Consider the following 25,378-nt stretch of genomic DNA (forward strand, 5'->3'; position numbering starts at 1 on the left):
GTCGCCCTCAAGCCGCCGTCAAGCCGCCTGTGCCAGCGGCGTAAATGGAAACACCATCTCCACACGCAGGCCGCCTTCCGGGCGGTTGACCAGATTCAGCCGGCCGCCCGCCTGGCGGACGAGGCGATCGACGATGGCGAGGCCGAGGCCCGAGTGGGCGTTGCCGCCGCGGGCCGGGTCCAGGCGAACGAACGGCAGCGTCACGCGCTCCATCGCGTCGTCGGGAATGCCCGTGCCGTGGTCCTCCACGGTCAGGCGCCAGCCTTCGTTCGTGCGCGCGGTAGCCACATGCACCGGCGGCGCGCCGTACGCGTAGGCGTTGTCGACGAGGTTGCCGACGATACGATCGAGCTGCGTCGCGATCATGCGGAATCCGTCGCCCGCGGCAAGATCGAGTTCGACGAAGCGCTCCTGCTCAGCGAGCGAATCCGCCAGTTCGGCGATCCGCTTCTCTACAGGCACCGGCCGGGCGGTCGGCTCGCTGCTCTGCGCGAACGTCAGGAACTGCTCGACAATTGCCGACATCGATTCCACGTCGCGTGTGACACCGGCCGCCGCCTTGGGATCGCTGAGCATTTCCGCGCGCAGGCGCAGCCGGGCGAGCGGCGTCTTGAGGTCGTGCGCGATGCCGGCGAGCATTGTATTGCGCTCCTGGTCGTTACGCGCGAGGTCCGCCACCATGCGATTGAAACGCTCGATCAGCTGCCGCAGCTCGTGCGGGCCGCGCTCGCGCAGCGGGGGCACCAGTTCCTGCCGCGACAATCGCGCCGCCGCATCGGCCATGTCGCGCACGGGGCGCTGGATCTGCCACGCGATGAGCAGCGCGAAGATCGTCGCCACGGCCACGACAAGAATCACGCCCGGCACCAATCGGTTGTCCGGCGGGGGATTGTGGACCCACAGGATTGGCATCGCGATCCACTGCGCGCGTGTCGGTAGCTTGATCCACAGCCGCGGCGTCGCCTCGTCCTCGATCCGCAAATCGCTGCCCTTGGGCAGGCGACTCCCGAACTGCTCGATGAGCCGGCGCGGGCGGCCGCCCTGCGGCACCGCCGACAATTCTTCCGCGCGCGAGTTGTCGCCGATCTCGACGAGGCTCGGCAACGGCAACGGCGGCCGTGCATCGAGGGCGTGTTCGATGCTCTGCAGCTGGAACAGCATCTGCTCGACCGAATAGTCGACCTGCTGCTGGCGGCGATCCATGCGGAGGATCGTGAGCCAGGAGAAATGGCTGATCATGAGCACCGCCGCGATTAGCAGTGCCATGCGTCCGAACAGAGTGTCGATCCTGAGCTTCATCGCAAGACAGTATTACTGTGGTATCTCTTCGGCCTCGTCCGGCACGAACGTGTAACCGCGTCCGCGCACGGTCTGGATATAGCGGGGCCGCTGCGCATCCTCGTCGAGCAGCCGGCGCAGGCGCCAGATCTGCACGTCGATGCCGCGATCGCTGATGCCGCTGGCCGTTCCATACATCAGTTCGACAATGCGTTCGCGGGACAGGACTTCCAGCGGATGCATCAGCAGCAGCTTGAGCAGCGCGAACTCCGTGTCGCTGATGGACACGGACTGCCCCGCGCGCAGCAGCGAGCGCTGGCGGAAGTTGACGCGGAACGGCCCGAACGCGATCGACTCGCGGTCTTCGGGAGCGGCCGCCGGGCGCGCGAGCTTGCGGCGCAGGACCGCGTTGATGCGCGCGAGCAGCTCGCGCGGGGAGAACGGCTTGCCGAGGTAATCGTCTGCCCCGATCTCGAGCCCGACGATACGGTCGATCTCGTCACTGCGCGCGGTCAGCAGGATCACCGGAATGTCGTCGTTCTTCGCGCGCAGGTTGCGCAGCGCGGTCAGGCCGTCGACCTTCGGCATCATCAGGTCCAGCACGATCAGCGCGGGGCGCTCGCGCTCGAGCCGCGCCTGGAGGCCATCGCCGTCATGCAGCACGGATACGGCAAAGCCCTGCGAGGTCAGGTACTCGCGCAACAGGTCGCGCAGTTCGGGATCGTCGTCGACGACGAGGATCTGGGTAGGCTGGTTGGTTCGCATAGGCAAATGATAGTCAGGCTCGCGGTATGGGAATGCGAATTGCTTCGACGGTTTTGTTTCTGGAGGTTACACCCGGCCCCCTGGTAACCCGCTGTAATAAAAATGCGAGTACGAGAAACAGGCGCGGTCATCACGGCACATTATGCTTCGTCCCAATATGGCGGCGTTTTTCGCCCCTGCCAGTCGCGGCGAACGCATGCGCGCCGCACGGATGGACCGGCTCCGCTCCCTGTCCCTGCCCGCGAGGAAATAGGGAAGCCCCTCGACAGGCGGCAAGGGCCAATGGCCTTTCCGGTAACGCGATTTGGCATACTTTGCAATTTCGCCCGCAGGCCGGTCCCCGGCCGCCGGGCGAACATCGTTGGCGCGCCCCGGCGCGTCGTTCCCAGGATCCCGGATATGTCTCAACCCGAAAACGGTCAACCCTCTTCGCCACCCACACCGCCGCGGGGTCCCGCGCCCAAGCGCCGCACGTCATCGGGCCGCACCTGGATCGCGATCGCGGTCGTCGTGGTGCTGGCCGGTGCCGGCTGGTACTGGTGGCACGGCCATCGCGCGTCGGCCGATGGGGCGGGGAGCCAGGCCGGGGCGAGCGGCGCCGCAGCGGGCGGCCGGCAGGCGCGCGGGGCCGGCGGCGGCTTTGGCGGACCGGGCGGACCGGGTGGTCCGGGCGCGAACATGCCGCGCTCGCCAGTGGTCGTCGCCACCGTCGCGCGCCGGGACATGGACGTGGTACTCAATGGCCTGGGCAACGTCACGCCGCTGGCCAACGTGACCGTGCGCGCGCAGGTCTCGGGGCCATTGCTGCGCGTACTGTTCAAGGAAGGCCAGATGGTCAAGGCCGGCGACGTGCTCGCCGAGATCGATCCGCGTCCCTTCCAGGCGACCTACGATCAGGCCGTGGGCCAGCTCGCGCGGGACCAGGCGCTGCTCCAGAACGCGCGCCTCGACCAGAAGCGATACAAGACGCTGCTCCAGCAGGACTCGATCTCGAGCCAGCAGGTCGATACGCAGGACGCGCTCGTCCGCCAGTACGAAGGTACGGTGAAGACGGATCAGGGCAACGTCGATAACGCGCGCATCCAGCTGGGCTACACGCGCATCGTGGCGCCGGTCTCGGGCCGCATCGGCCTGCGACAGGTCGATCCGGGCAATATCGTCAGCACCAGCGACACCAACGGCATCGCGCTGATCACGCAGATCACGCCGATCACCGTGCTGTACACGATCCCCGAGGACAACCTGCCGCAGGTGCTCAGGCAGCTCAATGCGGGCAAGAAGCTGCCCGTGCAGGCATGGGACCGCCAGATGCGCACGCAGCTGGCCGAAGGCACGCTGCTGACGACCGACAATCAGATCGACGTGACCACCGGCACCGTCAAGCTCAAGGCGCAGTTCGAGAACAAGGACGGCATGCTGTTCCCGAACCAGTTCGTCAACGTGCGCACGCGCATCGATACGCTCGAGGATGCCACCGTGATTCCGGTCGCGGCCATTCAGCGCGGCCAGCAGGGCACGTTCGTATACGTGGTCGACGAGGCCAACACCGTGCACGTGCAGGTGGTCACGCTCGGGGCGACCGACGGCACGCGTACGGCGGTGACCAAAGGCCTGCAGCCCGGCCAGCGCGTGGTGGTGGACGGCGCGGACCGGCTCAAGGAAGGCCTTGTCGTCGAAGCGGTGGACCCGGCCGCGCGCGCGGCGCAGCTGGTGCCGGCGAGCCAGCCGCGCGGGCGCGGGCGCCATCGCGAAGGCAGCAACTGGGGCGGTGCGAGCGGCGCCGGCGCGGGCGGGCCCGGTGGCGCGAGCGGTGCGCAGGGACGCCGAGGCGATGGGATGGGAGGCGACAGGATGGGCGGCAGTGCCAGCGCGGCGGCCGGCGAGCCCCGTCGTCAGCGCGACGCGGACGCGGTTCCCGATCCGACCCGCAATACCCCCGCTAACCCTGCCGGCAACGTCGGCCAGCGTCCGCAGCAGTAAGCGGCCAAGGAACCGAGGAGCGGCATGAACCCGTCACGCATCTTTATCGAGCGGCCAGTCGCCACGGCGCTGCTGATGCTCGCCATCCTGCTGTCCGGGCTGGTGGCATTCCGCCTGCTGCCGCTGTCCGCGCTGCCGGAGGTGGACTACCCGACCATCCAGGTCACCACGCTCTATCCGGGCGCGAGCCCGGACGTGATGACGTCGTCGGTGACCGCGCCGCTCGAGCGTCAGTTCGGCCAGATGCCGGGCCTCAAGCAGATGTCCTCGTCGTCCTCGGGCGGCGCGTCGGTCATCACGCTGCAGTTCGAACTGTCGCTGTCGCTCGATGTGGCCGAGCAGGAAGTGCAGGCCGCCATCAACGCGGGCGGCAACCTGCTGCCCGCGGATCTGCCGATGCCGCCGGTCTACAGCAAGGTCAACCCGGCCGACGCGCCGATCATGACGCTGTCCATGACGTCCGACACGCTGCCCCTGCCGCAGTTGCAGGATATGGTGGATACGCGCGTCGCGGCACGGATCTCGCAGATCCAGGGCGTGGGCCTCGTCACGATCAGCGGCGGCCAGCGCCCGGCGGTGCGGATCCAGGCCAACCCGACCGCGCTCGCCGCGCTCGGCATGTCCATCGACGATTTGCGCACGGCAATCGGCAGCGCCAACGTCAATGGCGCAAAGGGCAGCTTCGATGGCCCGCAGCGCGCCTCGACGATCGACGCCAACGACCAGTTGCGCTCGGCCGAGGAGTACCGGCAGATCATCATCGGCTATCAGAACGGCGCGCCGATCCGCATCACCGACGTCGCCGATATCGTCGACGGCCCAGAGAACACGCGGCTGGCCGCATGGGCCAATGGCAAGCCCGCGATCGTGCTGAACATCCAGCGGCAGCCGGGCGCGAACGTGATCGAGGTGGTGGACCGCATCAAGTCGCTGCTGCCGCAACTGCAGAACGCGCTGCCGGCGTCCGTGCACGTGCAGCAGCTGACCGACCGTACCACCACCATCCGCGCGTCCGTGAAGGACGTCGAATTCGAACTGCTGCTGGCCATCGCGCTCGTGGTGATGGTGATCTTCGTCTTCCTGCGGAATATACCGGCGACAATCATTCCGGGCGTGGCGGTGCCGCTCTCGCTGGTCGGCACGTTCGGCGTCATGTACCTCGCGGGTTTCTCGATCAACAACCTGACGCTGATGGCATTGACCATCGCCACGGGCTTCGTCGTCGACGATGCGATCGTGATGATCGAGAACATCATGCGGTACATCGAGAAGGGCGACACGCCGATGGCGGCCGCGCTCAAGGGCTCGAAGCAGATCGGCTTCACGATCATCTCGCTGACGTTTTCGCTCGTCGCCGTACTCATTCCGCTGCTGTTCATGGGCGACGTGGTGGGCCGGCTGTTCCGCGAGTTCGCGATCACGCTTGCGGTGTCGATCCTGATCTCGGCCGTGGTTTCGCTGACGCTCACGCCCATGATGTGCGCGCGGCTGCTGCGCCATGTGCCCGAGCACGAACTCTCGCGCTTCCATCGCGCCACCGGACGTTTCTTCGACAACGTGATCGAACGCTACGGTCGCGCGCTCGAATGGGTCCTCGCCCGGCAGACCGCGACGCTCGTGGTCGCGGTCGGCACGCTCGTGCTCACGGGCCTGCTTTACCTCGTCGTGCCCAAGGGCTTCTTCCCCGTGCAGGACACCGGTGTCCTGCAGGCGATCACGGAAGCCGCGCAGACCACTTCGTTCACCGCCATGGGCCGCAAGCAGGAGGCCGTGCAGAAGGTCATTCTGGAAGATCCCGCAGTGGCGAGCGTATCCTCGTTCATCGGCGTGGACGGCACCAACACCACGCTCAACGCGGGACGCATGCTGATCAACCTCAAGCCCAAGGGCGAGCGCGACAGCATGGATGTGGTGATGGACCGCCTGCAGGATGCCGCGCAGAAGCTCGGCGGCATCTCGCTCTATCTGCAGCCCGTGCAGGACCTGACGATCGAGGACCGCGTCGCGCGCACGCAGTACCAGTTCACCGTGGAAGATCCGGACCCGACCGTGCTGGCCGAATGGGTGCCGAAGCTCGTCGAGCGCCTGCGCCAGGAACCCGAGTTGCGCGACGTGACGAGCGATCAGCAGAACAACGGCCTGCGCGCCTACGTCGAGATCGATCGCGACGCGGCGGCCCGCTTTGGCATTACCACCGCGGTTATCGACAGCGCGCTGTACAGCGCGTTTGGCCAGCGTCTGGTCTCGACGATCTTCACGCAGTCGAACCAGTACCGCGTGGTGCTCGAGACCATGCCGCAGTTCCGCACGAGCCCGCAGTCGCTGTCCGAGCTGCGGCTGCCGTCGTCGTCGGGAGGTCAGGTGCCGCTCGGTTCCATTGCGCGCATCAGCGAACGCACGGGACCGCTCGTGATCAATCATCAGGGGCAGTTCCCGGCTGCGACGATTTCGTTCAACCTCGCACCGGGCGAGTCGCTCGGCGCCGCGGTGGAGAAGATCGTCAAGGTGGAGAAGGAAATCGGACTGCCAATTTCGATGGCCACCGAGTTCCAGGGCGCGGCGCTCGCGTTCAGTGCGTCGCTGTCAAACACGCTGTGGCTGATCCTTGCCGCGGTGATCACGATGTACATCGTCCTTGGCGTGCTGTACGAGAGTACGATCCATCCGGTGACAATCCTCTCGACGCTGCCATCCGCCGGCGTCGGCGCGCTGCTCGCGCTGCTGGTCGCGCGTCAGGACCTCGGCATCATCGCGATCATCGGCATCATCCTGCTGATCGGTATCGTGAAGAAGAACGCGATCATGATGATCGACTTTGCGCTCGAAGCGGAGCGCGAAGGCGGCATGGCGCCGCGGGAAGCCATCTTCCAGGCGTGCCTGCTGCGCTTCCGCCCGATCCTGATGACGACGATGGCCGCGCTGCTCGCCGCGCTGCCGCTGATGCTCGGCACGGGTATCGGCTCCGAACTGCGCCGGCCGCTCGGCGTGACGATGGTCGGCGGTCTGCTCGTCAGCCAGGTGCTCACGCTGTTCACCACGCCGGTCATTTACCTCGCGTTCGATCGCGTGGCGCTCCAGCTCAATAGCTGGCGCCGCCGCAAGTTCGGCGATCCGGATACGGAGCCGCGCCCCCGATGAACTTCTCGGCCGCCTTCATCCATCGCCCGGTCGCGACCGCGCTGCTCACCATCGGTATTCTGCTGGCCGGGCTCGCGGCGCTGCGGCTGCTGCCCGTCTCGCCGCTGCCACAGGTCGACTTTCCCACGATCTCCGTGTCCGCGTCGCTTCCCGGTGCAAGCCCCGAGACCATGGCCGCTACCGTGGCCACGCCGCTCGAACGCGCGCTCGGCACCATCGCGGGCGTGAACGAGATCACGTCGTCGAGCTCGCTGGGCTCCACGCGCGTGACGCTGCAGTTCGACCTGTCTCGCGACATCGACGGCGCCGCGCGCGACGTGCAGGCGGCTATCAACGCCTCGCGCGCGACGTTGCCGACGAGCCTGCCGAACAACCCGACGTATCGCAAGGTCAACCCCGCCGACGCGCCGATCATGATCATCGCGCTGACGTCGCCGACCATGACGCGCGGGCAGCTTTACGATGCGGCCTCGACGATCCTCGCGCAGAAGCTTTCGCAGGTGGAGGGCGTGGGGCAGGTCACCATCGGCGGATCGTCGTTGCCCGCGGTGCGCGTGGAACTGAATCCGACGGCGCTCAACAAATACGGCATCTCGCTCGAGGATGTGCGTAACACGATCAGCGCGACGAACGCGAACCGTCCGCTCGGCGTGCTCGAGAACAACGCCAACAACTGGCAGGTCTACGCGAACGATCAGGCGATGGCGGCCAAGGATTACATGCCGCTGATCATCCGCTATGCCACGCCGGGGACGTATTCGTCGGCCTCGGCGGGCGCGCTGATCGCAAGCACCGCCAACGCGACCGCGGGCGGCAACGTCAGCACCAAGACCGTCAACGGCGTGACCACGACGACGCTGACCACGAGCAGCGGCACCACGACGATCACCACGGGCGCGACGGGCGGCAACAACGGCAACTCCGGTCCGAACTCGCTGCAGGTGCCCGTGCGCCTGTCCGATGTCGCGAACGTGACGGACTCCGTGCAGGACATCCGCAATGCGGGTTCGGCCAACGGCAAGCCGTCGGTGCTGCTGGTACTGAACCGATCGCCGGGCGCGAACATCATCGAGACCGTCGATCGCGTGAACGACATCCTGCCGCAACTGCGCAAGATGATTCCCGCCACGATCTCGATGGATGTGATGCTGGACCGCACGCCGACCATCCGCGCTTCGCTACGCGAGGTCGAGCACACGCTGATGATCTCGATCGCGCTCGTGATCATGGTGGTCTTCGTGTTTCTGCGTAACGTGCGCGCGACGCTGATTCCGAGCGTGGCGGTGCCGGTCTCCCTCATTGGCACGTTCGCGGTGATGTACCTGTGCGGCTTCTCCCTGAACAACCTTTCGCTGATGGCGCTGACCATCGCGACGGGGTTCGTCGTCGATGATGCGATCGTCGTGCTCGAGAACATCTCTCGGCACATGGAGAACGGCATGAAGCCGCTGCAGGCCGCGCTGCGCGGTGCGCGGGAGGTGGGCTTCACGGTGATCTCGATGAGCTTGTCGCTGATCGCGGTCTTCATTCCGCTGCTGCTGATGGGCGGCATCGTGGGCCGGTTGTTCCAGGAATTCGCGATCACGCTGTCGGTGGCGATCCTCGTCTCCCTCGTGGTCTCGCTCACCACCACGCCGATGATGTGCGCCAAGCTGCTGCGCCCGGTGAAGGAAGAGAAGCGCGGCCGCTTCTATCACGCGAGCGAGCGCGTGTTTACGTGGCTCTACGACCAGTACGCGCGCACGCTCGGCGTGGCGTTGCGCCATAGCGCGCTGGTGTGGCTGGTGCTCATCGCGACCATCGGCCTGAATGTGTGGCTGTATGTCATCGTGCCGAAGGGCTTCTTTCCGCAGCAGGATACGGGTCGGCTGATCGGATTTATCCGCGCGGATCAGGCCACGTCGTTCCAGGCGATGACCAAGAAGCTCGACAACTTCATCACGATCGTGCGGTCGGATCCGGCGGTGGTCAACGTGACCGGCTTTACGGGAGGATCGCAGCGCAACACGGGCCAGATGTTCGTCACGCTGAAGCCGCTATCCGAGCGGAAGGAAACGGCCGATGCGATCATTGCGCGCCTGCGCGTCAAGCTCGCCAAGGAGCCCGGAGCGAGCCTGTTCCTGACCCCCGTGCAGGACATCCGCATCGGCGGGCGGCAGAGCAGCTCGCAGTACCAGTTCACGCTGCAGTCGGATGACCTCGAGGTCTTGCGCGCATGGGAGCCGAAGGTCCGCGCGGCGATCTCGAACATCAAGGGTATCGAGGACGTCGATACCGACACCAACGACAAGGGCTTGCAGACGTCCGTGATCATCGACCGGGACACGGCGTCGAAGCTCGGCGTCACCGCGCAGCAGGTCGATGCGGTGCTCAACGATGCGTTCGGGCAACGGCTGGTCTCCACGATCTATCACCCGCTGAACCAGTACCGCGTGGTGATGGAGCTCAGTCAGGAGTACCTGCAGGGGCCGCATGCGCTGCAGGATATCTACGTGGTGACTGGCGGCGGCAACCGCGTGCCGCTCTCCGCGTTCGCGCGCGTCACGCCGACGAGCACGCCGCTTGGCGTGAACCATCAGGGCCAATTCGCGGCATCGACGATTTCCTTCAACCTGGCGGAAGGTTTTTCCCTGTCTCAGGCCACGGATGCGATTCGCGATGCGCTCGCGCGCATCGGCGCGCCGGAGACGCTGCAGGCCAACTTCCAGGGTGGCGCGAAAGCATTCCAGGACTCCCTCAAGAGCCAGCCATACCTGATTCTGGCGGCGCTCATCACGATCTACATCGTGCTCGGCGTGCTGTACGAGAGCTATGTGCACCCGCTGACGATCCTGTCGACGCTGCCGTCGGCGGGCGTGGGCGCGCTGCTCGCGCTGCTGGCCTCGAAAACGGACTTCAGCATCATCGCGCTGATCGGCGTGATCCTGCTGATCGGCATCGTCAAGAAGAACGCGATCATGATGATCGACTTCGCGATCGATGCGGAACGCCGCGAAGGTCTCTCGCCGCGCGAGGCGATCCATCGCGCATGCCTGCTGCGTTTCCGCCCGATCATGATGACGACGATGGCCGCGCTGCTGGGCGCGATTCCGCTGGCGATGGGCCGCGGCGATGGCGCCGAACTGCGAGCGCCGCTCGGGATCTCGATCGTCGGTGGTCTGGTCGTCAGCCAGTTGCTGACGCTGTACACGACGCCGGTGGTCTATCTCACGCTCGACCGCTGGCGCCTGAAGGTCAATGCATGGCGCGCGCGCCGCCGGCGCGATGCGCCCGACGCCGAGCCGCGCCTGCATTGATGCGACCCATGCGACTGATGCCAGCCACACCAACGAAGCCAACGAAGCGATTCACGCGAATTCCGTTCCCGATGCGATCCATGAAGCCGATGCACCGCTCCTCCACGTTCCGTCTGGCCGCACTGACCGGTGCGCTACTGCTTGCCGGCTGCGCGGTGGGTCCCGACTACAAGCGGCCGGACGCGCCGACGCCCGCCGCCTTCAAGGAGGCCAGCGCCGACATGCCCGCATGGACGGGCGACTGGAAGACCGCGGAGCCGCGGGATCAGGCGGCGCGCACGGACTGGTGGCGCGTGTTCAGCGATCCGGACCTCGACATCCTGATGGCGCAGGTCGAGATCTCGAACCAGAACATCAAGGCCGCCGAGGCGCAGTACCGGCAGGCCGCCGGCGCGTTGCAGGCCGCCCGCGCGGGACTCTTCCCGACGCTCAACGGCACGGCGAGCGCTTCGCGGTCCGGCAGCAGCACGACCAGTCAGGCGGGCAACATTCGCAACGGTCAGAGTGTCACGCTGTCCGCGGCATGGGAACTCGACGTGTGGGGCCGGGTGCGGCGGCAGGTGGAAAGCAGCCAGGCCAGCGCGCAGGCGAGCGCGGCGGATCTTGCTTCGGCATTGCTGTCGACGCAGTCGACGCTGGCGCAGAGTTACTTCCTGCTGCGGATCGCCGATGCCCAGCGCGCGCTGCTCGATCGCACGGTAAGCGACTACGAGCGCTCTCTGCAACTCGTGCGCAACCAGTATGCGGTGGGCACCGCGCAACGGTCCGACGTCCTGCAGTCGGAGACGCAACTGAAGTCGGCGCAGGCGCAGCAGATCGATATTCAGATCACGCGCGCGCAGTTGGAGCATGCGATTGCCGTGCTGATCGGCAGGTCCCCTTCGGAACTGACGATGCGTCCCGCGGACTTCACCACCATGCTGCCGCGCGTGCCGGTGGCCGTGCCGTCGCAACTGCTGGAACGCCGCCCCGACATCGGGGCGGCCGAGCGCCGCATGGCGTCGGCCAATGCGGAGATCGGCGTGGCGCAGGCCGCGTACTATCCCACGCTGTCGCTCTCGGCCACGGGCGGCCTCACCGCGGCGACGCTCGCGCGCTGGCTGTCGCTTCCCGACCGCATCTGGTCGTTCGGGCCCTCGCTGGCCGGGGCGATCTTCGATGGCGGACTGCGCAGCGCGAACAAGGCGCAGGCGGTGGCCGCCTACGACCAGACCGTGGCGGCATATCGTCAGACCGTGCTCAACGCGTTCCAGGAAGTCGAAGACAACCTCGCCGCCGCGCGCCTGCTCGAGCAGGAAGCCGTGGTGCAGAACGACGCGCTACGCTCGGCGCGCGATGCGCTTGCGCTCGTGAACAACCGCTACAAGGCGGGTACCGCGGCGTTGCTGGATGTACTCACGGCGCAGACGGCCGCCTACACCGCGGAACGCACGGCCCTCTCAATCACGAGCCGCCAGTACACCACCGCCGTCATCCTCATCGCCGCGCTTGGCGGCGGCTGGCATGCGGAGGGCACGGACATCGCCAGCGAGCCGGCAGCGGCGGGCCGGGCGGGCGAGCATTGAGACGATTCTGAAAATGCGTTGACGGGGTGGTTTTCGGGGGCAAAGGGGCGTAGCGTGGGGCTTCCTCAACCAAGGAAAGGAAGCCAAACATGCACACCCTTTCAAGGATCTACGATGCGGAGATCCCGCTGCAGCCGGTGTCTGAAGCGACCGCCATGCGCGGCGACGCCTTCGCACAAACGCGCGGACACCTCGAAGCGCTGCGTCATCTCGACGCAAACTGGGATTCTTTCGGCAGCCAGAAGCCGCAGGCTGCCGCCATCCTTCAGGCGGAGACGATGTTGTCGCCGCTGCTTGCCGCGGCGGAAGGTCGTTCCGACTGGCGAGCGCCAGGCGTGTCGGCGGACGAAACGGGCGCCGTCATGCTGGAGTGGTGGCACGGCGAACGCACGCTGACGCTGGTATTCGACGGCACGACCGTCACGTACCTGCGGGCGTGGGGTCTGGATATCGCGAACGAGATGGAAGAAGGCGCATTGGCGCCCGGCGGGTTTCGCGGACTGTGGGACTGGTTTCGTGGGAGGCAAGGCGCATGATTCCTGACCACGAGCTACTTTATCGCCGTATTCCGGCGCGCACGTCCTTCTTTTCTGTCCACGACGGCAAGCTTCGGCTCAGCAAGGCTGCATTCAGCGATGCCATGCGCCAACCGTCGGTCGATCGGGCGGCGCTGCTACAATTTTTTCCCGCGCGCGCGCTTACCCGGCCGGACCAGGGCGTCGTTTGCCTGATAGCGGGAGAGGTCCGTGCGATCTACGACATCACCTCTGACGATCAGACGGCGCGCGGGGCGATCGCTCACGATATGGACGTCATCGCGGCACCGTCTCCGCACAACCGCGCTCACGCCTTGATCGTCGCAGTACCGTCATTGCCTTCCGAGCGTCCTTTTCTCAAGTTGAGAGAGCGACTGGCCCGGCTTGCCGAGCGTCGGGGCTGGGTGCTGGAGCCATCCACGACGCATGTGTGCTGACCCGCCTCAGCCGGGCTTCTTCTTCTCCCCGATCCGGCTTTCCTTGCCGGAGAGCAGCTTGGCGATGTTCGCGCGATGGCGGACGATCAGCAGGACGCTGATCACGAAGATCGCGCCCGTGACGATGTCGACCCCGGACATCAGGACGTGGAAGAACGGGGCGAAGATGGCCGATACCAGCGCGGCGAGCGACGAATAGCGGAAGAAGAACGCGATGATCAGCCAGGTGGCCAGCGTGGCGAGGCCGAGGATCGGGTCGATGGCGAGCAGGATGCCCGCTGCCGTCGCCACGCCCTTGCCGCCCGCGAAGCGGTGGAAGACCGGGAACAGGTGGCCCAGGAACACCGCTACCGCGACGAGCGCGATGCCCGCGTCCTGCACGCCGTAGGCAGGGCCGAAGCGTTGAGCGAGCCAGACCGCGAGCCAGCCCTTGGCCCCATCGCCGATGAGCGTCAGGATGGCGGCCTTCTTGTTGCCCGTGCGCAGCACGTTCGTGGCGCCGGGGTTGCCGGAGCCATAGCTGTGCGGATCCGGCAGACCCATGAGCTTGCTGACCACGACGGCGAAGGACACCGAACCGATCATGTAGGCGACGACGGCAAATATCAGATTGACCATTGCGGGGAAGTGTCAGGTGTCAAAATTTTTAGCTGGCGCGATTGTAGCGCGCCGGCCGCCCCGCACCGTCAGAATCAGTCCGGCAGCGCGCATTCCACTGGCGTCGCGCCGAGAACATCGATGAGGACGTTCGGCGCGATGCTGACGAGATAGCCGCGGCGCCCGCCATTGATGTAGATGCGCGGCAAGTCCGCGATACTCTTTTCCATGTAGACGGGCATCTTGCGCTTCGTGCCGAACGGGCTGGTGCCCCCTACCAGATAGCCTGTGTGCCGCGACGCGGTCTCCGGCGTACAGGGTTCCACCTTCTTCACGCCGATCTGCCGCGCCAGTTCCTTCGTCGACACCTGGCAGTCGCCATGCATCAGCACGACGAGCGGCTCCTTGTTCTCGTTCTGCATGATCAGCGTCTTGATCACCTCATGCTCGGGCACGCCCAACTCGCGCGCCGACACCTTGGTGCCACCCCGATGTTCGTACGCATAGGGGTGGTTGTCGAACGCGATCTTGTTTTGCTTCAGGAATTTTGTGGCTTGCGTTTCCATGCTGGCTGACTGGCATCGTCCTGGACCAATGGCGCACATGATACGCCTGCATGCGCCTCCGTTTCGATGCGTGAACTATTCCGTGGCGGAAAGCATCCCCGACAAAACTTCACTAGGGTCCGCATCGCGCCGTAGCGATACTCATCGTCGTGATATCCCTGAACGAGGAGAGTGAGAGATGAAGCGTTCGGCAAGAAGCATTCGGGCCGCCGTGGCCGCCATGACCCTAGGCCTGATGGCGCCCGCGCTGTCGGGGATGAGCGTCGCGTATGGCGCGTGGCCAGAGAAGCCCGTCCGGTTGATCGTGCCAACCGCGCCCGGCGGCTCGCCGGACATCGTGGCCAGGTTGTACGGCGAAGCGCTTTCCCGGCGGCTCGGGCAACCCGTGGTGGTCGAGAACCGGCCAGGCGCGGGCGGCAACATCGGCATTCAGGCGCTGCTGGCCGCGCCGGCCGACGGCTACACCGTGGCCTATGGCAACAACGCCACGCTGGCCACGAATCGATTCCTGTACAGCAAGCTCCCGTACGACCCCGACAAGCTGGTGCCGATCGTCGGGCTCGTGACGACTTTCAGCATCCTCGCCGTCAATAACTCACTGCCGGTGAAGACGGTGCAGGAACTTGTCAGCTATGCGCGCGCGAACCCGGGCAAGCTGTCGATGGGTTCCGCGGGCAACGGCACCACGAGCCATCTCGGCGGGGAACTGTTCAAGGTCATGACGCAGGCCGATATCACGCACGTCCCGTACAAGGGCAGCACGCCGGCCTTGCAGGACCTCGTCGGCAACAACGTGCAGCTGATGTTCGATAACGTGCCGTCGATCGGCCCGTATGTGTCGTCGCATCGCGTTCGCGCGCTGGCCGTGACGTCGCGCACACGCTCGCCCCGTTATCCCGATATCCCCACGCTTCAGGAAGCGGGGCTCAAGGGGTATGAGGTGACGGCATGGGCGGGGCTCGTCGCGGCACCGGGCACGCCTTTGGAAGTGGTCGAGCGGCTGAACAAGGAAACCAACGCGATCCTGCGCGATCCGGAATTCCGCGCGCAGCTTGACCGGTTGTCGTTTGAGCCGCTGGGCGGCACCGCGCGCGACTTCCAGGCGCTCATCGCCTCGGAAACCGTGAAGTTTGGCGAGCTCGTCCGCAAGAGCGGCGCCAGGGTGGATTGAGCCGGACCATGACCATGCCCATCACCATCCAGTACGACACGATCATCCGTCACGGCGATCTCATCGACGGCACGGGCGCACCGCGGCGCGCCGCCGACATCGCGATACAGGACGGCGCCATTGCCGCCATCGGCGACCTGCGCGACGCGCGGGCGGCCACCGAAATCGATGCGACCGGGCTCGCGGTCACGCCTGGTTTCATCGATACCCACACGCACGACGACTGGCTGGTGTTCCAGTCGCCCGAGATGCTGCCGAAGGTGACGCAGGGCGTGACGACCATCATCGCGGGCAACTGCGGCATCAGCCTGTTTCCGCTCGTGACCCGCACGATCCCGCCGGCGCCGCTCGATATCCTGCGGGGCGGGTACCAGTTCCCTTCCGTGCAGGCCTACCGCGACGCATTCGCGGCGGCACCGGCCGCGGTCAACGTGGCGGTGCTGGTCGGGCAATCGACGTTGCGCGCGCGGCATGTCGGCCAACTGGGCGCGGCCGCGAGCGACGCGGAGATCGAACGCATGCGGGAGGATGTGGAAACCGCATTGCGCCAGGGCGCCATCGGTGTGTCCACGGGTACGTTCTATCCGCCATCGGCCGCCGCGCCGGAAGACGAGATCGTGCGCATGTGCGAGCCCATGCGCCGGCTCGGCGGGGTACTGGTGTCGCATATGCGGGACGAGAGCGATCGCGTGCGCGAGGCCATCGACGAAACGGCGCGTATCGGCAAGGCGCTGGGCGTTTCCACGGTCATCTCGCACCACAAGCTCGTGGGCAAGCAGAACCATGGCCGCAGCCGCGAGACCCTCGCACAGGTGAGCGAGCTCGCGCGGACCATGCCGCTATGCATGGACTGCTATCCATACGCGGCGTCCTCGACGATGCTGCGTCCCGAGCGCGTGGACCAGTGCGACCGCATCCTGATTACCTGGTCGTCGACGCATCCGGATGTGGCGGGCCGCTATCTGGAAGAGATCGCCGAGGCATGGGGACGCTCGCGCCGCGAGGTGGCCGAGGCGCTGGTGCCCGGTGGCGCGGTCTACTTCATCATGGACGAGGGCGATGTCCGCGACATCCTCGCTTACCCCGATACGATGGTCGGCTCCGATGGCATTCCTTCCGACGAGACGCCGCACCCGCGGCTGTGGGGAACGTTCCCGCGCGTGTTGGGCCTGTACTCGCGCGATCTAGGCCTGTTTCCGCTGGAGCGCGCCGTGCACAAGATGACGGGGCTCGCGGCGCGGCGCTTTGGCCTGGAACGCCGTGGAGAACTGCGCGTGGGGCATGTGGCGGACATCACGGTGTTCGACCCCGCGACGATCCAGGACCGCGCCACGTTCGACGATCCGGTACAGCCGTCCGTCGGCGTCGTGCATGTGCTCGTCGCGGGCAAGGCGACGTTGCGCGATGGCATGCCCACGGGCAATCGGCCCGGGCGCTTCGTCGGATCGACGCTCGTGAAGGGTGACGCGGTGGAAGTTGACTCGATCAAGGCGCAGGCAGCGCCTCCGAACGCTGCTCGCGCAGCCACGCAATGAACGACTGCATCGCGGGGTGGGCGAGCTTCTCTTCGAGGCAGACAAAGTAGTACGACTTGGGTGACACGTAGGCGGTGGCGGACAGCCGGATCAGCCGTCCCGCGCGGATGTCCTCGCCCGCTACATAGTCCGGCAGCAGCGCGACGCCCATGCCGCCGAGCGCGGCCTGCAGGCCCATGGTCAGCAAGCCATATCGGGGGCCGTCGCGCTCGGGTTGCCGGATGCCCTGCTGCTTCAGGTACGACGGCCACGCTTCGAGCGCGGCCATCTGGTGCAGCAGCGGTATGCGTTTTTTCGCCGCCGTGGCCAGCGTGGCGCCGGCCGGCAGCAGCTCCGGCGCGCAGACCGGGAAGAGTTCCAGCGGCATGACCTTCATCGAGTAAAGATGGGGCGGCGGGTCCGCGCAGTACATGATCGCGGCGTCCTGCTGTGCGTGCTCCAGATCGATCGGGCCCACCTTCGTCGTCACGTTGAGCTGGATCTGCGGCTGTTCCTTTGCGAACCGGAGCAGCCGCGGCAGCAGCCAGATGTTGCCGAGCGAGACCGGCACGGAGAGGTTCAGCCTGCCACCCGCGGCCCATCCCGTTTGCACCTCGCGCGTGGCTTCCTCGAGCATCGCCAGCGCCTTGCGCACAGTCTTCAGATACGCCTCGCCGATCGGCGTGGCGGCCATCGCCCCCTTGCGGCGATTCAGCAGCCGCACGCCGAGAAATTCCTCGAGTTCCGTGATCTGCTTGCTGACGGCGCCTTGCGTCAGGCAAAGCTCCTCGGACGCGCCCGTCACGCTGCCGAGGCGGGCGGCGGTTTCGAGGGCAACGAGGTTGGTCAGCGCGGGGAGGTGGCGTCCAGTGGTGCTCTTCATGGCGGTCGGTTGGCGGCAGTCGCTCTGGCGGCAAGATACACCGGGCAGATCGCGCGTGGTCACCCCCGCGGATGATGCTGCTGATGCAGCTCGCGCAGGCGCTCGCGCGCGACGTGGGTATAGATCTGCGTGGTGGAGATATCGGCGTGGCCCAGCAGCAGCTGCACCACGCGAAGGTCCGCGCCGTGGTTGAGCAGATGCGTCGCGAATGCGTGCCGCAGCGTGTGAGGCGACAGCGGAGCATGGATGCCGGCCTCGCGGGCGTGCTTCTTGATGAGGTGCCAGAACGCCTGCCGCGTCATGCCTTCCCCGCGCTGCGTCACGAACAGCGCGTCGCACGCGCGGCCCGCGAGCAGTGCGGGGCGCGATTCGGCAAGATAGCGCCGCAGCCAGTCACTCGCCTGCGCGCCGAACGGCACGAGCCGTTCCTTGTTGCCCTTGCCGCCCACCACGCGCGCCACGCCTTCGTTCAGCCCGACCTCGACCGTCTTCATCTGCGTGAGCTCGGACACGCGCAGGCCGCTCGCGTACATCAGTTCGACCATCGTGCGGTCGCGCAGGCCGAGCGGCGTGCCCGTGTCGGGCGCTTCGATCAGCGCTTCCACCTGCGCCTCGGACAACGTCTTCGGAAAGCGCGGCGGCTGCTTGGCGGGCCGCAGCAGCAGGCATGGGTCGGCCTGCACCATGTGCTCGCGCAGCGCCCACTGGAAGAAGCGGCGAAACACGGTCAGGCGGCGGTTGGCCGACGACGCGCGGGTTTCCGTGTGCCGCGCGGCAAAGTACGCGGACAGCGACGTGTCATTGACGCCCAGCAGCGCGCCATGGTCGTTTTCGTGCAGCCAGCGCGCGAGCATCGACAGGTCGCGCCGGTAGGCATCGATGGTGTTGCGCGACAGCCCGTCTTCAAGCCACAGCGCATCGCAGAAACGATCGACGAGCGAGAGGTCCGCGGCGAGCGCCGCTTCGTCGATGACGGCGGACGGCTGCATGCCGGCCGCGCTCACAACAGCATCGCGCCTTCGTGGCGCAGCAACCAGCGTTTGACGCCGAGATGGAAGCCTTCCTCGCCGTGATGGGCGAAGCCCCCGAGCCCGCTGGCGCCGACCACGCGATGGCAAGGAATCACGACCGGAAACCAGTTCTGCCCGCAGGCCTGACCCACCGCGCGCGGCACGCTGCGCAGTGTCTTCGCGATGGCGCCGTAGGTCGTCAGGCCACCGCGCGGGACAGCGCATATCTGCGCCCAGACGCGGCGCTGAAAGTCGGTGCCGCGCGTGGCGAGCGGCAGGTCGAACACGGTATTGGGATCCGCGTAGTAGGCGTCGAGTTGCGCGGCCACGTCGCGCAGCAGCGCGCTCCCGGGCGCGATGGTGTCGTACGTCTCCGGCAGGTAGACCAGCTCGGCGACGGCATCGCCTTCGGTACGCACGCCGACGTTACCGAACGGCGCGGGGAGAATGGCATCGAAGTTGACCGTCATGCGAGGGACGAAAAAAAAGGCATAGAACGGATTCTATGCCTTTTATTTTGGCTGTCACGCGCCCATGCCGCCAAACGCGGCGGGACGGATTACTGCTCGAGCTTGATGTTCTGCACCTTGACCAGGTTCTTCATCTTCTCGAATTCCTTCTTGATCTCGGCCGCGTGCTGGGCCGGCGTGTTGCCCGACGGCTCGGCGCCCGCGGCGTGCAGGCGATCGGCAAAGCCCTTGTCCTGCAGCGCCTTCACGACGGCCGCGTTGAGCTTGTTGATGATGTCGTCAGGCGTGCCGGCGGGCGCCACCAGACCGTACCAGGCCGGATCGTTCGGCTCCTTCAGCCCCAGTTCGCCGAAGGTCGGCACATCGGGCAGGCCTTCCACGCGCTTGTTCCACGCCACGACCAGCGGACGCAGCTTGCCGGCCTTGATGTACGGCATCGACGACGGCAGGTTGTCCACCATGATGGGCACCTGTCCCGCGAGCACGTCGTTCAGCGCCGGACCCGCGCCGCGATACGGGATATGCACGATGAAGGTCTTGGTCGAGACCTTGAACTGCTCGCCGAGCATGTGGCCGAAGCCGCAGGTGCCCGACGACGCGTACGAATACTTGCCGGGGTTGGCCTTCAGCACCGCGATGAACTCCTTGTAGTCCTTGGCGGGGAAGTTCGGGTTCACGGCGATCACGTTGGCCACGTTCGCGACGTTGGCGATCGGCTTCAGGTCCTTGATCGGGTCGTACGACAGCTTGGGATTGCAGGCCGGGTTCACCGCCATCGTCGACACGGTCGAGATGCCGATGGTGTAGCCATCGGGCGGGGCCTTCGCGATCGCGTCGGCGCCGATCGAACCGCCGCCACCGGCACGGTTCTCCACCACCACCGGCTGGCCCAGGATCTTGCTCATCTGGTCGGCCACGCCGCGGCCGACGATGTCGGTCGTGCCACCGGGCGCGAACGGGATGATCAGGCGGATCGGCTTGGTCGGGTACGACTGGGCCTGCGCGACGGCAGGCAGGGTGGCCGAGGCGGCGAGCGCAAGGAACAGTGCGGTTTTGCCAGCTTGCATGAGAGGGTGTCTCCGGTTAGATGCGTAGGCCGGGCACGGTAATGCCCGGCGGAAAAGCGTGTCGTTTCTTTCGAACGGTGGTTCAGTCGCCCAGCAGCCCGCGCTTGAGATCGCGGTCCACGGGGTGCTCGCCCAGGAAGATGCGCAGCACCGCCTGGTAGAAGTCTTCGCCGGGAATCGGCCTGCCGCGCGGGATGCCGTTTATGGCGATCACGGTGCCGGCGTCCGGGGTGAAGTCGAGATTGATGATGTCGCCGCGGCGCGCGGTGCCCACCTGGTTCATGGCCTGCGCGAGCTGCGTCATGCGGTCCGACATCATCCGGACCTGAAGTTCGCTGTGGTTTTCGCGCATGCCTTCGTTCAGGGCCTTCACGAAGGTGTCCGATTCGACTTCGCGCAGCGGCCGGATCTGCAGCCGCTTGGGCCCCGGGGTGCCGAGCGCCACGGTCGCGTTGCGCGCGCGCTCGGGCAGGTAGAGCGCGGCGACGTAGCCCTTGATCACGAACCCGGAGCGCAGGCCCGTGCCGTTGAGCGGCAGCTCCTTGCCGCCGAGGCGGGCCGCGTCGTCGAAGCGCACGCCTTCGATCTCGCCCGCGCCAGCCGGCGCCGCGCAAAGCGCGAACGCGGCGAACGCCACCGCCGCACCCTTGAGGGCGGCGCGGAGCGGGGCGCGCAACGCGGCGCGGAAGGAAAGACGAGACGCAGACAACATGGCTACAACATGGGTACGGCAGGGAGGACGACGGATCGCGCCACGCGCAAATGTATGCAGAAGCGGACGTCCGAAAACAGGATTCGGCATGCCATCTTGCCCGATCTCTGGAACAATACCCATCCGTATCTGCCCTAAGCCGCACTTATAACGACAACACGACATCCCGGAGACCCATGTCATCCGCATTGCTGCTGATTCCAGACTTCAGCCTGATCCTGATCGGCTGGCTGCTGGTGCGGTACTCGCCGTTCGACCGCGCGTTCTGGGCGGGCATCGAACGCCTCGTCTACTTCGTCCTGTTCCCCGCTCTGCTTCTCCAATCGACCAACAGCGCGAAGTTCGACTTCTCCTCGACGTCCGCGATGCTCGGCCTGGCGCTCGCCACGACGGCCGTCGGCATGATCGGCGGCTACCTCGTCAAATGGGTGCTGCGGCCCGATGCGATCGACTTTGCGTCAGGGTTGCAGACCGCGTTCCGGTTCAACTCGTATATCGCGCTCGCGATCGCGGCGCGCCTCGGCGGCAATGAAGGCCTCGCGCTGATGGCGATCATCGTGGGCTGCTCGGTGCCGATCTGCAACGTCGTCGCGGTATGGGCGCTCGCGCGCGAGGGCGAGTCAAGGCTGCTGCGCGAGCTCGCGCGCAATCCGCTCATCCTCGCCACGGCGGGCGGTCTGCTGACCAACGTCATCGGCCTCCATCCGCCCGAGGTGGTGGGCATGATCCTGGGCCGGCTCGGCTCCGCCTCCACGGCGCTGGGCCTCATGACCGTGGGCGCCGGCCTGCAGATGGCCGGCGCGGCGTCCACCGTGGGTCCGATGGCGTGGTGGAGCGGCGTCAAGCTGGTGGCGATGCCGGGCTTCGCGTGGATCGTGGGGCGCTATCTGCCGCTGACGACGCTGCAGTATCAGATCGTGGTGCTGTACGCCTCGCTGCCAACAGCGTCGAGCGCGTACATCCTCGCCGTGCGGATGGGCGGCAACGGCCCGCTGGTGGCCGCGACGATCTCGGTGATGACGATCGCGGCGATCGTCACGACGCCGCTCTGGCTCGCGCTGGTCAGCTGACCGGCGCCGCGTCCTGTGCGAGCGCCCAGTCCACGTGTTCCCGCACGAGTGCGCTGGCATCCTGTTGCCGCGCGTGCAGGGCGCCGCGAATGCGCGCGGCAAGGGCGGCAAGGGCGGCATCGCCCTGCGCGGCCGAGGCCGCGCGCAGGCTGTTGCCGAGCCCCACGGCCAGATTGCGGAGCCACCGCTCGTGACCGATCCGGCGAATCGGGCTGCCCTCGAGCCGCTGATTGAATTCCGCTTCCGTCCAGAGGAACAGCGCAACCATGTCGGGCGCGTCGAAGCCGTTGCGCACGTCGAAGTCCGGCAGCGTCGCCCGATGCGCGAACTTGTTCCAGGGACAGGCGAGCTGGCAATCGTCGCAGCCATAGACGCGATTGCCCATCGGCGCGCGCAGCGCTTCCGGAATCGCGCCCTTGTGTTCGATGGTCAGGTAAGAAATACAACGTCGCGCGTCCATGCGGTACGGCGCGAGAATCGCCTGCGTCGGACAGATGTCGATGCAGCGCGTGCACTGGCCGCAGTGGGGCGTCTCGGGCGGGTCCGCGGGCAGCGGGATATCGACGAGAATTTCCCCGAGGAAGAACATCGAGCCGCCTTCGCGGTCGAGCAGCAGCGTATGTTTGCCGCGCCAGCCGAGGCCGCCCTGCGTGGCCAGCGCCACCTCCATCACGGGGGCGGAATCGGTGAAGACGCGATAGCCGAACGCGCCGAGCGCCTGCTCGATGCGTGAGGCGAGCTGCTGCAGCCGGCTGCGCAGGACCTTGTGATAGTCGCGGCCGCGCGCATAGACGGAAATGACGGCCGTCGAGGGATCGTCGAGGCGGGAGAATTCGTGCGCGCGCCAGTTTTCGGGACCCTGCGCGGGCAGATAAGGCATGCGCGCGACGATGGCGCGGACCGTGCCGGGCACGAGTTCGGCGGGACGGGCGCGCCGCGCGCCATGGTTCGCCATATAATCCATGTCGCCGTGATGACCGGCATCGATCCATGCGAGCAATCCCGCTTCCGCATGGCTCAGATCGACATCCGCGATGCGTACCGCATCGAAACCAAGTTCGGCGCCCCAGGCCCGGATCGACGCCACGAGCGCGCGCATCGACTCGGCCGACGCTGTCGCGCCAGCCTCGCGCCCGCGATGGCACGCGCTGTCCGTGGCCCGGTCGGTCACGCGGTCAGTCGATACTTGTGGCGCTGGCGATGTGGCTGGCGCGGGTACGGCTCGGTCGGTCATCCCCGAATTGTACGCAATGCCCCTGATCGAAGAACGCATCCTCGCGCTACCCGACGAAGCCGCCACCGAACGGTTCGGCGCCGCGCTGGCCGGCGCGGTCCGCACGCTCGCGCCGCGCACGATCCATGTCCAGCTGTCCGGCGACCTCGGCGCGGGCAAGACCACGCTGTCGCGCGCGGTGCTGCGCGCGCTCGGCCATACGGGCAAGGTTCGTAGCCCCACCTACACGCTGTGCGAGCCGTACGACGTGGCGCGCGCGGACGGTTCGCCGCTCACGGTCTATCACTTCGACCTGTACCGCTTTGCCGATCCCGAGGAGTGGATCGATGCTGGGTTCCGCGACTGCTTCGCCGAGCCGGCCTTCAATCTGGTCGAATGGCCCGAGAAAGCCGGGCGCCTGCTCGGGGAACCTGATCTCCATGTGTTGCTCCAATCGGACAGCCGCGGCCAGAATCCGGCGCCGGGCGGCGCCGACGAGGGCGCCGATGCCCGCATGGCCACCCTGCGGGCCTATACTCCCACTGGACTTACGTTGCTGACCGCATGCTGATCAAGCGAATCGCCACCGACCGACCCGATGTTTCCAACGCCCCCGACGGGGTCATGACGGCGCGCCGCAAGTGGATGGCCCAGTGCCTCAAATTCGGTGCCGGCACCGCCGTGCTCACGTTGGCGGGTCCGCAGATCGCGTTCGGTGCGAATATCGTGGCCGTGCGCGTGTGGCCCGCCGAGGACTATACGCGGGTGACCATCGAGTCCGACAGCGCGCTGGCCGCCTCGCACCAGATGGTGCGCAATCCCGATCGGCTCGTCGTCGATATCGACGGGCTCGACCTCTCGCCCACGCTGCGCGAGATCGTCGCGAAGATCGCGGCGAACGATCCGTACATCCAGAGCGTGCGCGTGGGCCAGAACCGGCCGCGCGTGGTTCGCCTCGTGTTCGACCTCAAGGAAGACGTCTCGCCGCAGGTGTTCACGCTGGCGCCCGTCGGCGACTATCGCAACCGCCTCGTCTTCGACCTGTATCCCGTGAATCCGCCCGATCCGTTATGGAAACTCGTGCGCGATACCGAGGACAAGCAGCGGCGCTTCGCATCCAGCGAGCCGCCGTCCGGGCCGGCGGGCGTGTCGGGCGCGCCGGCCGGTGCCGAGGAGGATGCGATCGGCGCGATCGTGCGCAAGCTCGAGGACAAGGACCAGATTCCCACGGGCACGACCGCCCCGCCGCCCGCTATCGCGGCGGTCAGGCCGAAGCCATCGGCACCCTCGGCGCCCTCGGTCCCTTCCGCGCCGGTATCGCCGCCCGCGCCCGCGATTCCACCGCCGATGGCGCAGACCAACGTGCCGCCGCCGAGCCAGTTCAAGCTGCGCCGTCTGCTGACCGTGGCGATCGACCCTGGCCATGGCGGCGAGGATCCCGGCGCCACCGGCGCGGCGGGTTCGCACGAAAAGAACGTGGTGCTGCAGATCGCGCATCGGCTGCGCGCGAAGATCGACGCGCAGCCCAATATGCGCGCGATGATGACGCGCGACGCGGACTTCTTCGTGCCGCTGAACGTGCGCGTGCAGAAGGCGCGCCGTGTGCAGGCCGACCTGTTCGTGTCGATCCACGCGGACGCATTCCTGTCGCCGGAGGCGAAGGGCGCGTCGGTGTTCGCGCTATCCGAGCGCGGCGCGTCGAGTTCGGCCGCGCGCTGGCTGGCCAACAAGGAAAACGCCGCGGATCTGATCGGCGGCGCGAATATGGGCAACAAGGATGCGCAGGTCGCGCGCGTGCTGCTGGACCTGTCCACGACCGCGCAGATCAACGACAGCCTGCAGGTCGGCAACGCGGTGCTCAAGGAGATTGGCGGTATCAACCGCCTGCACAAGGGCAGCGTGGAGCAGGCCTCGTTCGCGGTGCTCAAGGCGCCGGACATTCCTTCGATCCTCGTCGAGACCGCGTTCATCAGCAATCCCGAAGAGGAGCGCAAGCTCAACGACGATGCCCATCAGGAGCAGCTCGCCAACGCGATCCTGCGCGGCATCAAGGCCTACTTCGCGAAGAATCCTCCCCTGGCGAAGAATCCCTCGGTCTAAACGAGCCGCA

General features: G+C 66.8%; 20 protein-coding genes and 1 pseudogene. 11 read left to right on the forward strand and 10 right to left on the reverse strand.

Annotated features, from left to right (window positions below; translation table 11 throughout):
* Nucleotides 1–18 precede the first annotated feature (18 nt).
* Nucleotides 19–1,299 carry an ATP-binding protein gene (locus KHP16_RS02225; RefSeq protein ID WP_109581996.1) on the reverse strand — a complete coding sequence of 427 codons (1,281 nt, stop codon included), beginning with the start codon at nt 1,297–1,299 and terminating at the stop codon, nt 19–21.
* 12 nt (nt 1,300–1,311) lie between these two features.
* Nucleotides 1,312–2,043 carry a response regulator gene (locus KHP16_RS02230; RefSeq protein ID WP_115953753.1) on the reverse strand — a complete coding sequence of 244 codons (732 nt, stop codon included), beginning with the start codon at nt 2,041–2,043 and terminating at the stop codon, nt 1,312–1,314.
* 399 nt (nt 2,044–2,442) lie between these two features.
* On the opposite strand from KHP16_RS02230, the gene KHP16_RS02235 reads away from it, so the two are divergent.
* The 6 genes and pseudogenes from KHP16_RS02235 to KHP16_RS02260 all read left to right on the forward strand — a co-directional run bounded on the left by KHP16_RS02235 (nt 2,443) and on the right by KHP16_RS02260 (nt 12,995).
* Nucleotides 2,443–4,023: an MdtA/MuxA family multidrug efflux RND transporter periplasmic adaptor subunit gene (locus KHP16_RS02235; protein WP_211959505.1), complete on the forward strand. Its 1,581-nt coding sequence runs from the start codon at nt 2,443–2,445 to the stop codon at nt 4,021–4,023.
* A 21-nt stretch (nt 4,024–4,044) separates the two neighbouring features.
* Nucleotides 4,045–7,161 (forward strand): annotated as a pseudogene (locus tag KHP16_RS02240) (MdtB/MuxB family multidrug efflux RND transporter permease subunit); the annotation flags it as partial.
* Nucleotides 7,158–10,457, forward strand: coding sequence for an efflux RND transporter permease subunit (locus tag KHP16_RS02245; protein ID WP_211959506.1), 3,300 nt, complete (start codon nt 7,158–7,160; stop codon nt 10,455–10,457). The pseudogene KHP16_RS02240 and the gene KHP16_RS02245, both read left to right, overlap by 4 nt.
* Before the next feature lie 71 nt (nt 10,458–10,528).
* Nucleotides 10,529–12,022, forward strand: coding sequence for an efflux transporter outer membrane subunit (locus KHP16_RS02250; protein WP_373561909.1), 1,494 nt, complete (start codon nt 10,529–10,531; stop codon nt 12,020–12,022).
* 89 nt (nt 12,023–12,111) lie between these two features.
* Nucleotides 12,112–12,558 carry a hypothetical protein gene (locus tag KHP16_RS02255; protein ID WP_211959507.1) on the forward strand — a complete coding sequence of 149 codons (447 nt, stop codon included), beginning with the start codon at nt 12,112–12,114 and terminating at the stop codon, nt 12,556–12,558.
* Entirely contained in the window at nt 12,555–12,995 is a 441-nt protein-coding gene (locus tag KHP16_RS02260) for a hypothetical protein (RefSeq protein WP_211959508.1), read from the forward strand. Before KHP16_RS02255 ends, KHP16_RS02260 begins: the two co-directional genes overlap by 4 nt.
* Nucleotides 12,996–13,001: 6 nt before the next feature.
* Here the strand turns inward: KHP16_RS02260 and plsY are convergent, their stop codons facing one another.
* Complete coding sequence (gene plsY, locus KHP16_RS02265) at nt 13,002–13,613, reverse strand: glycerol-3-phosphate 1-O-acyltransferase PlsY (protein ID WP_109581989.1); 612 nt, start codon at nt 13,611–13,613, stop codon at nt 13,002–13,004.
* 74 nt (nt 13,614–13,687) lie between these two features.
* Nucleotides 13,688–14,158, reverse strand: coding sequence for a Cys-tRNA(Pro) deacylase (gene ybaK / locus KHP16_RS02270; protein WP_244835620.1), 471 nt, complete (start codon nt 14,156–14,158; stop codon nt 13,688–13,690).
* A gap of 178 nt (nt 14,159–14,336) precedes the next feature.
* On the opposite strand from ybaK, the gene KHP16_RS02275 reads away from it, so the two are divergent.
* Nucleotides 14,337–15,329 carry a Bug family tripartite tricarboxylate transporter substrate binding protein gene (locus KHP16_RS02275; RefSeq protein WP_244835621.1) on the forward strand — a complete coding sequence of 331 codons (993 nt, stop codon included), beginning with the start codon at nt 14,337–14,339 and terminating at the stop codon, nt 15,327–15,329.
* An 8-nt stretch (nt 15,330–15,337) separates the two neighbouring features.
* Nucleotides 15,338–16,864, forward strand: coding sequence for an N-acyl-D-amino-acid deacylase family protein (locus KHP16_RS02280; protein WP_244835622.1), 1,527 nt, complete (start codon nt 15,338–15,340; stop codon nt 16,862–16,864).
* Here the strand turns inward: KHP16_RS02280 and KHP16_RS02285 are convergent.
* From KHP16_RS02285 to KHP16_RS02305, 5 genes are all read right to left on the reverse strand, one after another.
* Nucleotides 16,815–17,726 carry a LysR substrate-binding domain-containing protein gene (locus tag KHP16_RS02285; protein WP_211959509.1) on the reverse strand — a complete coding sequence of 304 codons (912 nt, stop codon included), beginning with the start codon at nt 17,724–17,726 and terminating at the stop codon, nt 16,815–16,817. The genes KHP16_RS02280 and KHP16_RS02285 overlap by 50 nt on opposite strands.
* Before the next feature lie 59 nt (nt 17,727–17,785).
* Complete coding sequence (xerD, locus tag KHP16_RS02290; RefSeq protein ID WP_115954078.1) at nt 17,786–18,715, reverse strand: site-specific tyrosine recombinase XerD; 930 nt, start codon at nt 18,713–18,715, stop codon at nt 17,786–17,788.
* Nucleotides 18,716–18,726: 11 nt separating this feature from the next.
* On the reverse strand, nt 18,727–19,206 hold the full coding sequence (locus KHP16_RS02295; RefSeq protein ID WP_115953748.1) for a methylated-DNA--[protein]-cysteine S-methyltransferase: 480 nt from the start codon (nt 19,204–19,206) through the stop codon (nt 18,727–18,729).
* A gap of 89 nt (nt 19,207–19,295) precedes the next feature.
* Nucleotides 19,296–20,273 carry a tripartite tricarboxylate transporter substrate binding protein BugE gene (locus KHP16_RS02300; RefSeq protein ID WP_109581985.1) on the reverse strand — a complete coding sequence of 326 codons (978 nt, stop codon included), beginning with the start codon at nt 20,271–20,273 and terminating at the stop codon, nt 19,296–19,298.
* An 82-nt stretch (nt 20,274–20,355) separates the two neighbouring features.
* Nucleotides 20,356–20,985, reverse strand: a complete 630-nt coding sequence (locus tag KHP16_RS02305) for a chalcone isomerase family protein (RefSeq protein WP_211959510.1) — start codon at nt 20,983–20,985, stop codon at nt 20,356–20,358.
* A 176-nt stretch (nt 20,986–21,161) separates the two neighbouring features.
* Between KHP16_RS02305 and KHP16_RS02310 the strand changes: the two genes are divergently transcribed.
* Entirely contained in the window at nt 21,162–22,055 is an 894-nt protein-coding gene (locus KHP16_RS02310; protein WP_109581983.1) for an AEC family transporter, read from the forward strand.
* On the opposite strand, the gene queG is transcribed toward KHP16_RS02310, so the two are convergent.
* Nucleotides 22,048–23,328, reverse strand: a complete 1,281-nt coding sequence (gene queG, locus KHP16_RS02315) for a tRNA epoxyqueuosine(34) reductase QueG (RefSeq protein WP_373561908.1) — start codon at nt 23,326–23,328, stop codon at nt 22,048–22,050. The genes KHP16_RS02310 and queG overlap by 8 nt on opposite strands.
* On the opposite strand from queG, the gene tsaE reads away from it, so the two are divergent.
* Both tsaE and KHP16_RS02325 read left to right on the forward strand, forming a co-directional pair.
* Nucleotides 23,306–23,839 (forward strand): tRNA (adenosine(37)-N6)-threonylcarbamoyltransferase complex ATPase subunit type 1 TsaE, encoded by a 534-nt coding sequence (tsaE, locus tag KHP16_RS02320; RefSeq protein ID WP_109581981.1) that lies wholly within the window; start codon nt 23,306–23,308, stop codon nt 23,837–23,839. The two genes, queG and tsaE, sit on opposite strands and share 23 nt — an antisense overlap.
* A complete protein-coding gene (locus KHP16_RS02325) occupies nt 23,833–25,368 on the forward strand; it encodes an N-acetylmuramoyl-L-alanine amidase (protein WP_115953746.1) in 1,536 nt (511 codons plus the stop codon). Before tsaE ends, KHP16_RS02325 begins: the two co-directional genes overlap by 7 nt.
* Nucleotides 25,369–25,378: the final 10 nt, after the last annotated feature.

Source organism: Cupriavidus plantarum, from assembly GCF_905397285.1.
GTDB lineage: Bacteria > Pseudomonadota > Gammaproteobacteria > Burkholderiales > Burkholderiaceae > Cupriavidus > Cupriavidus plantarum.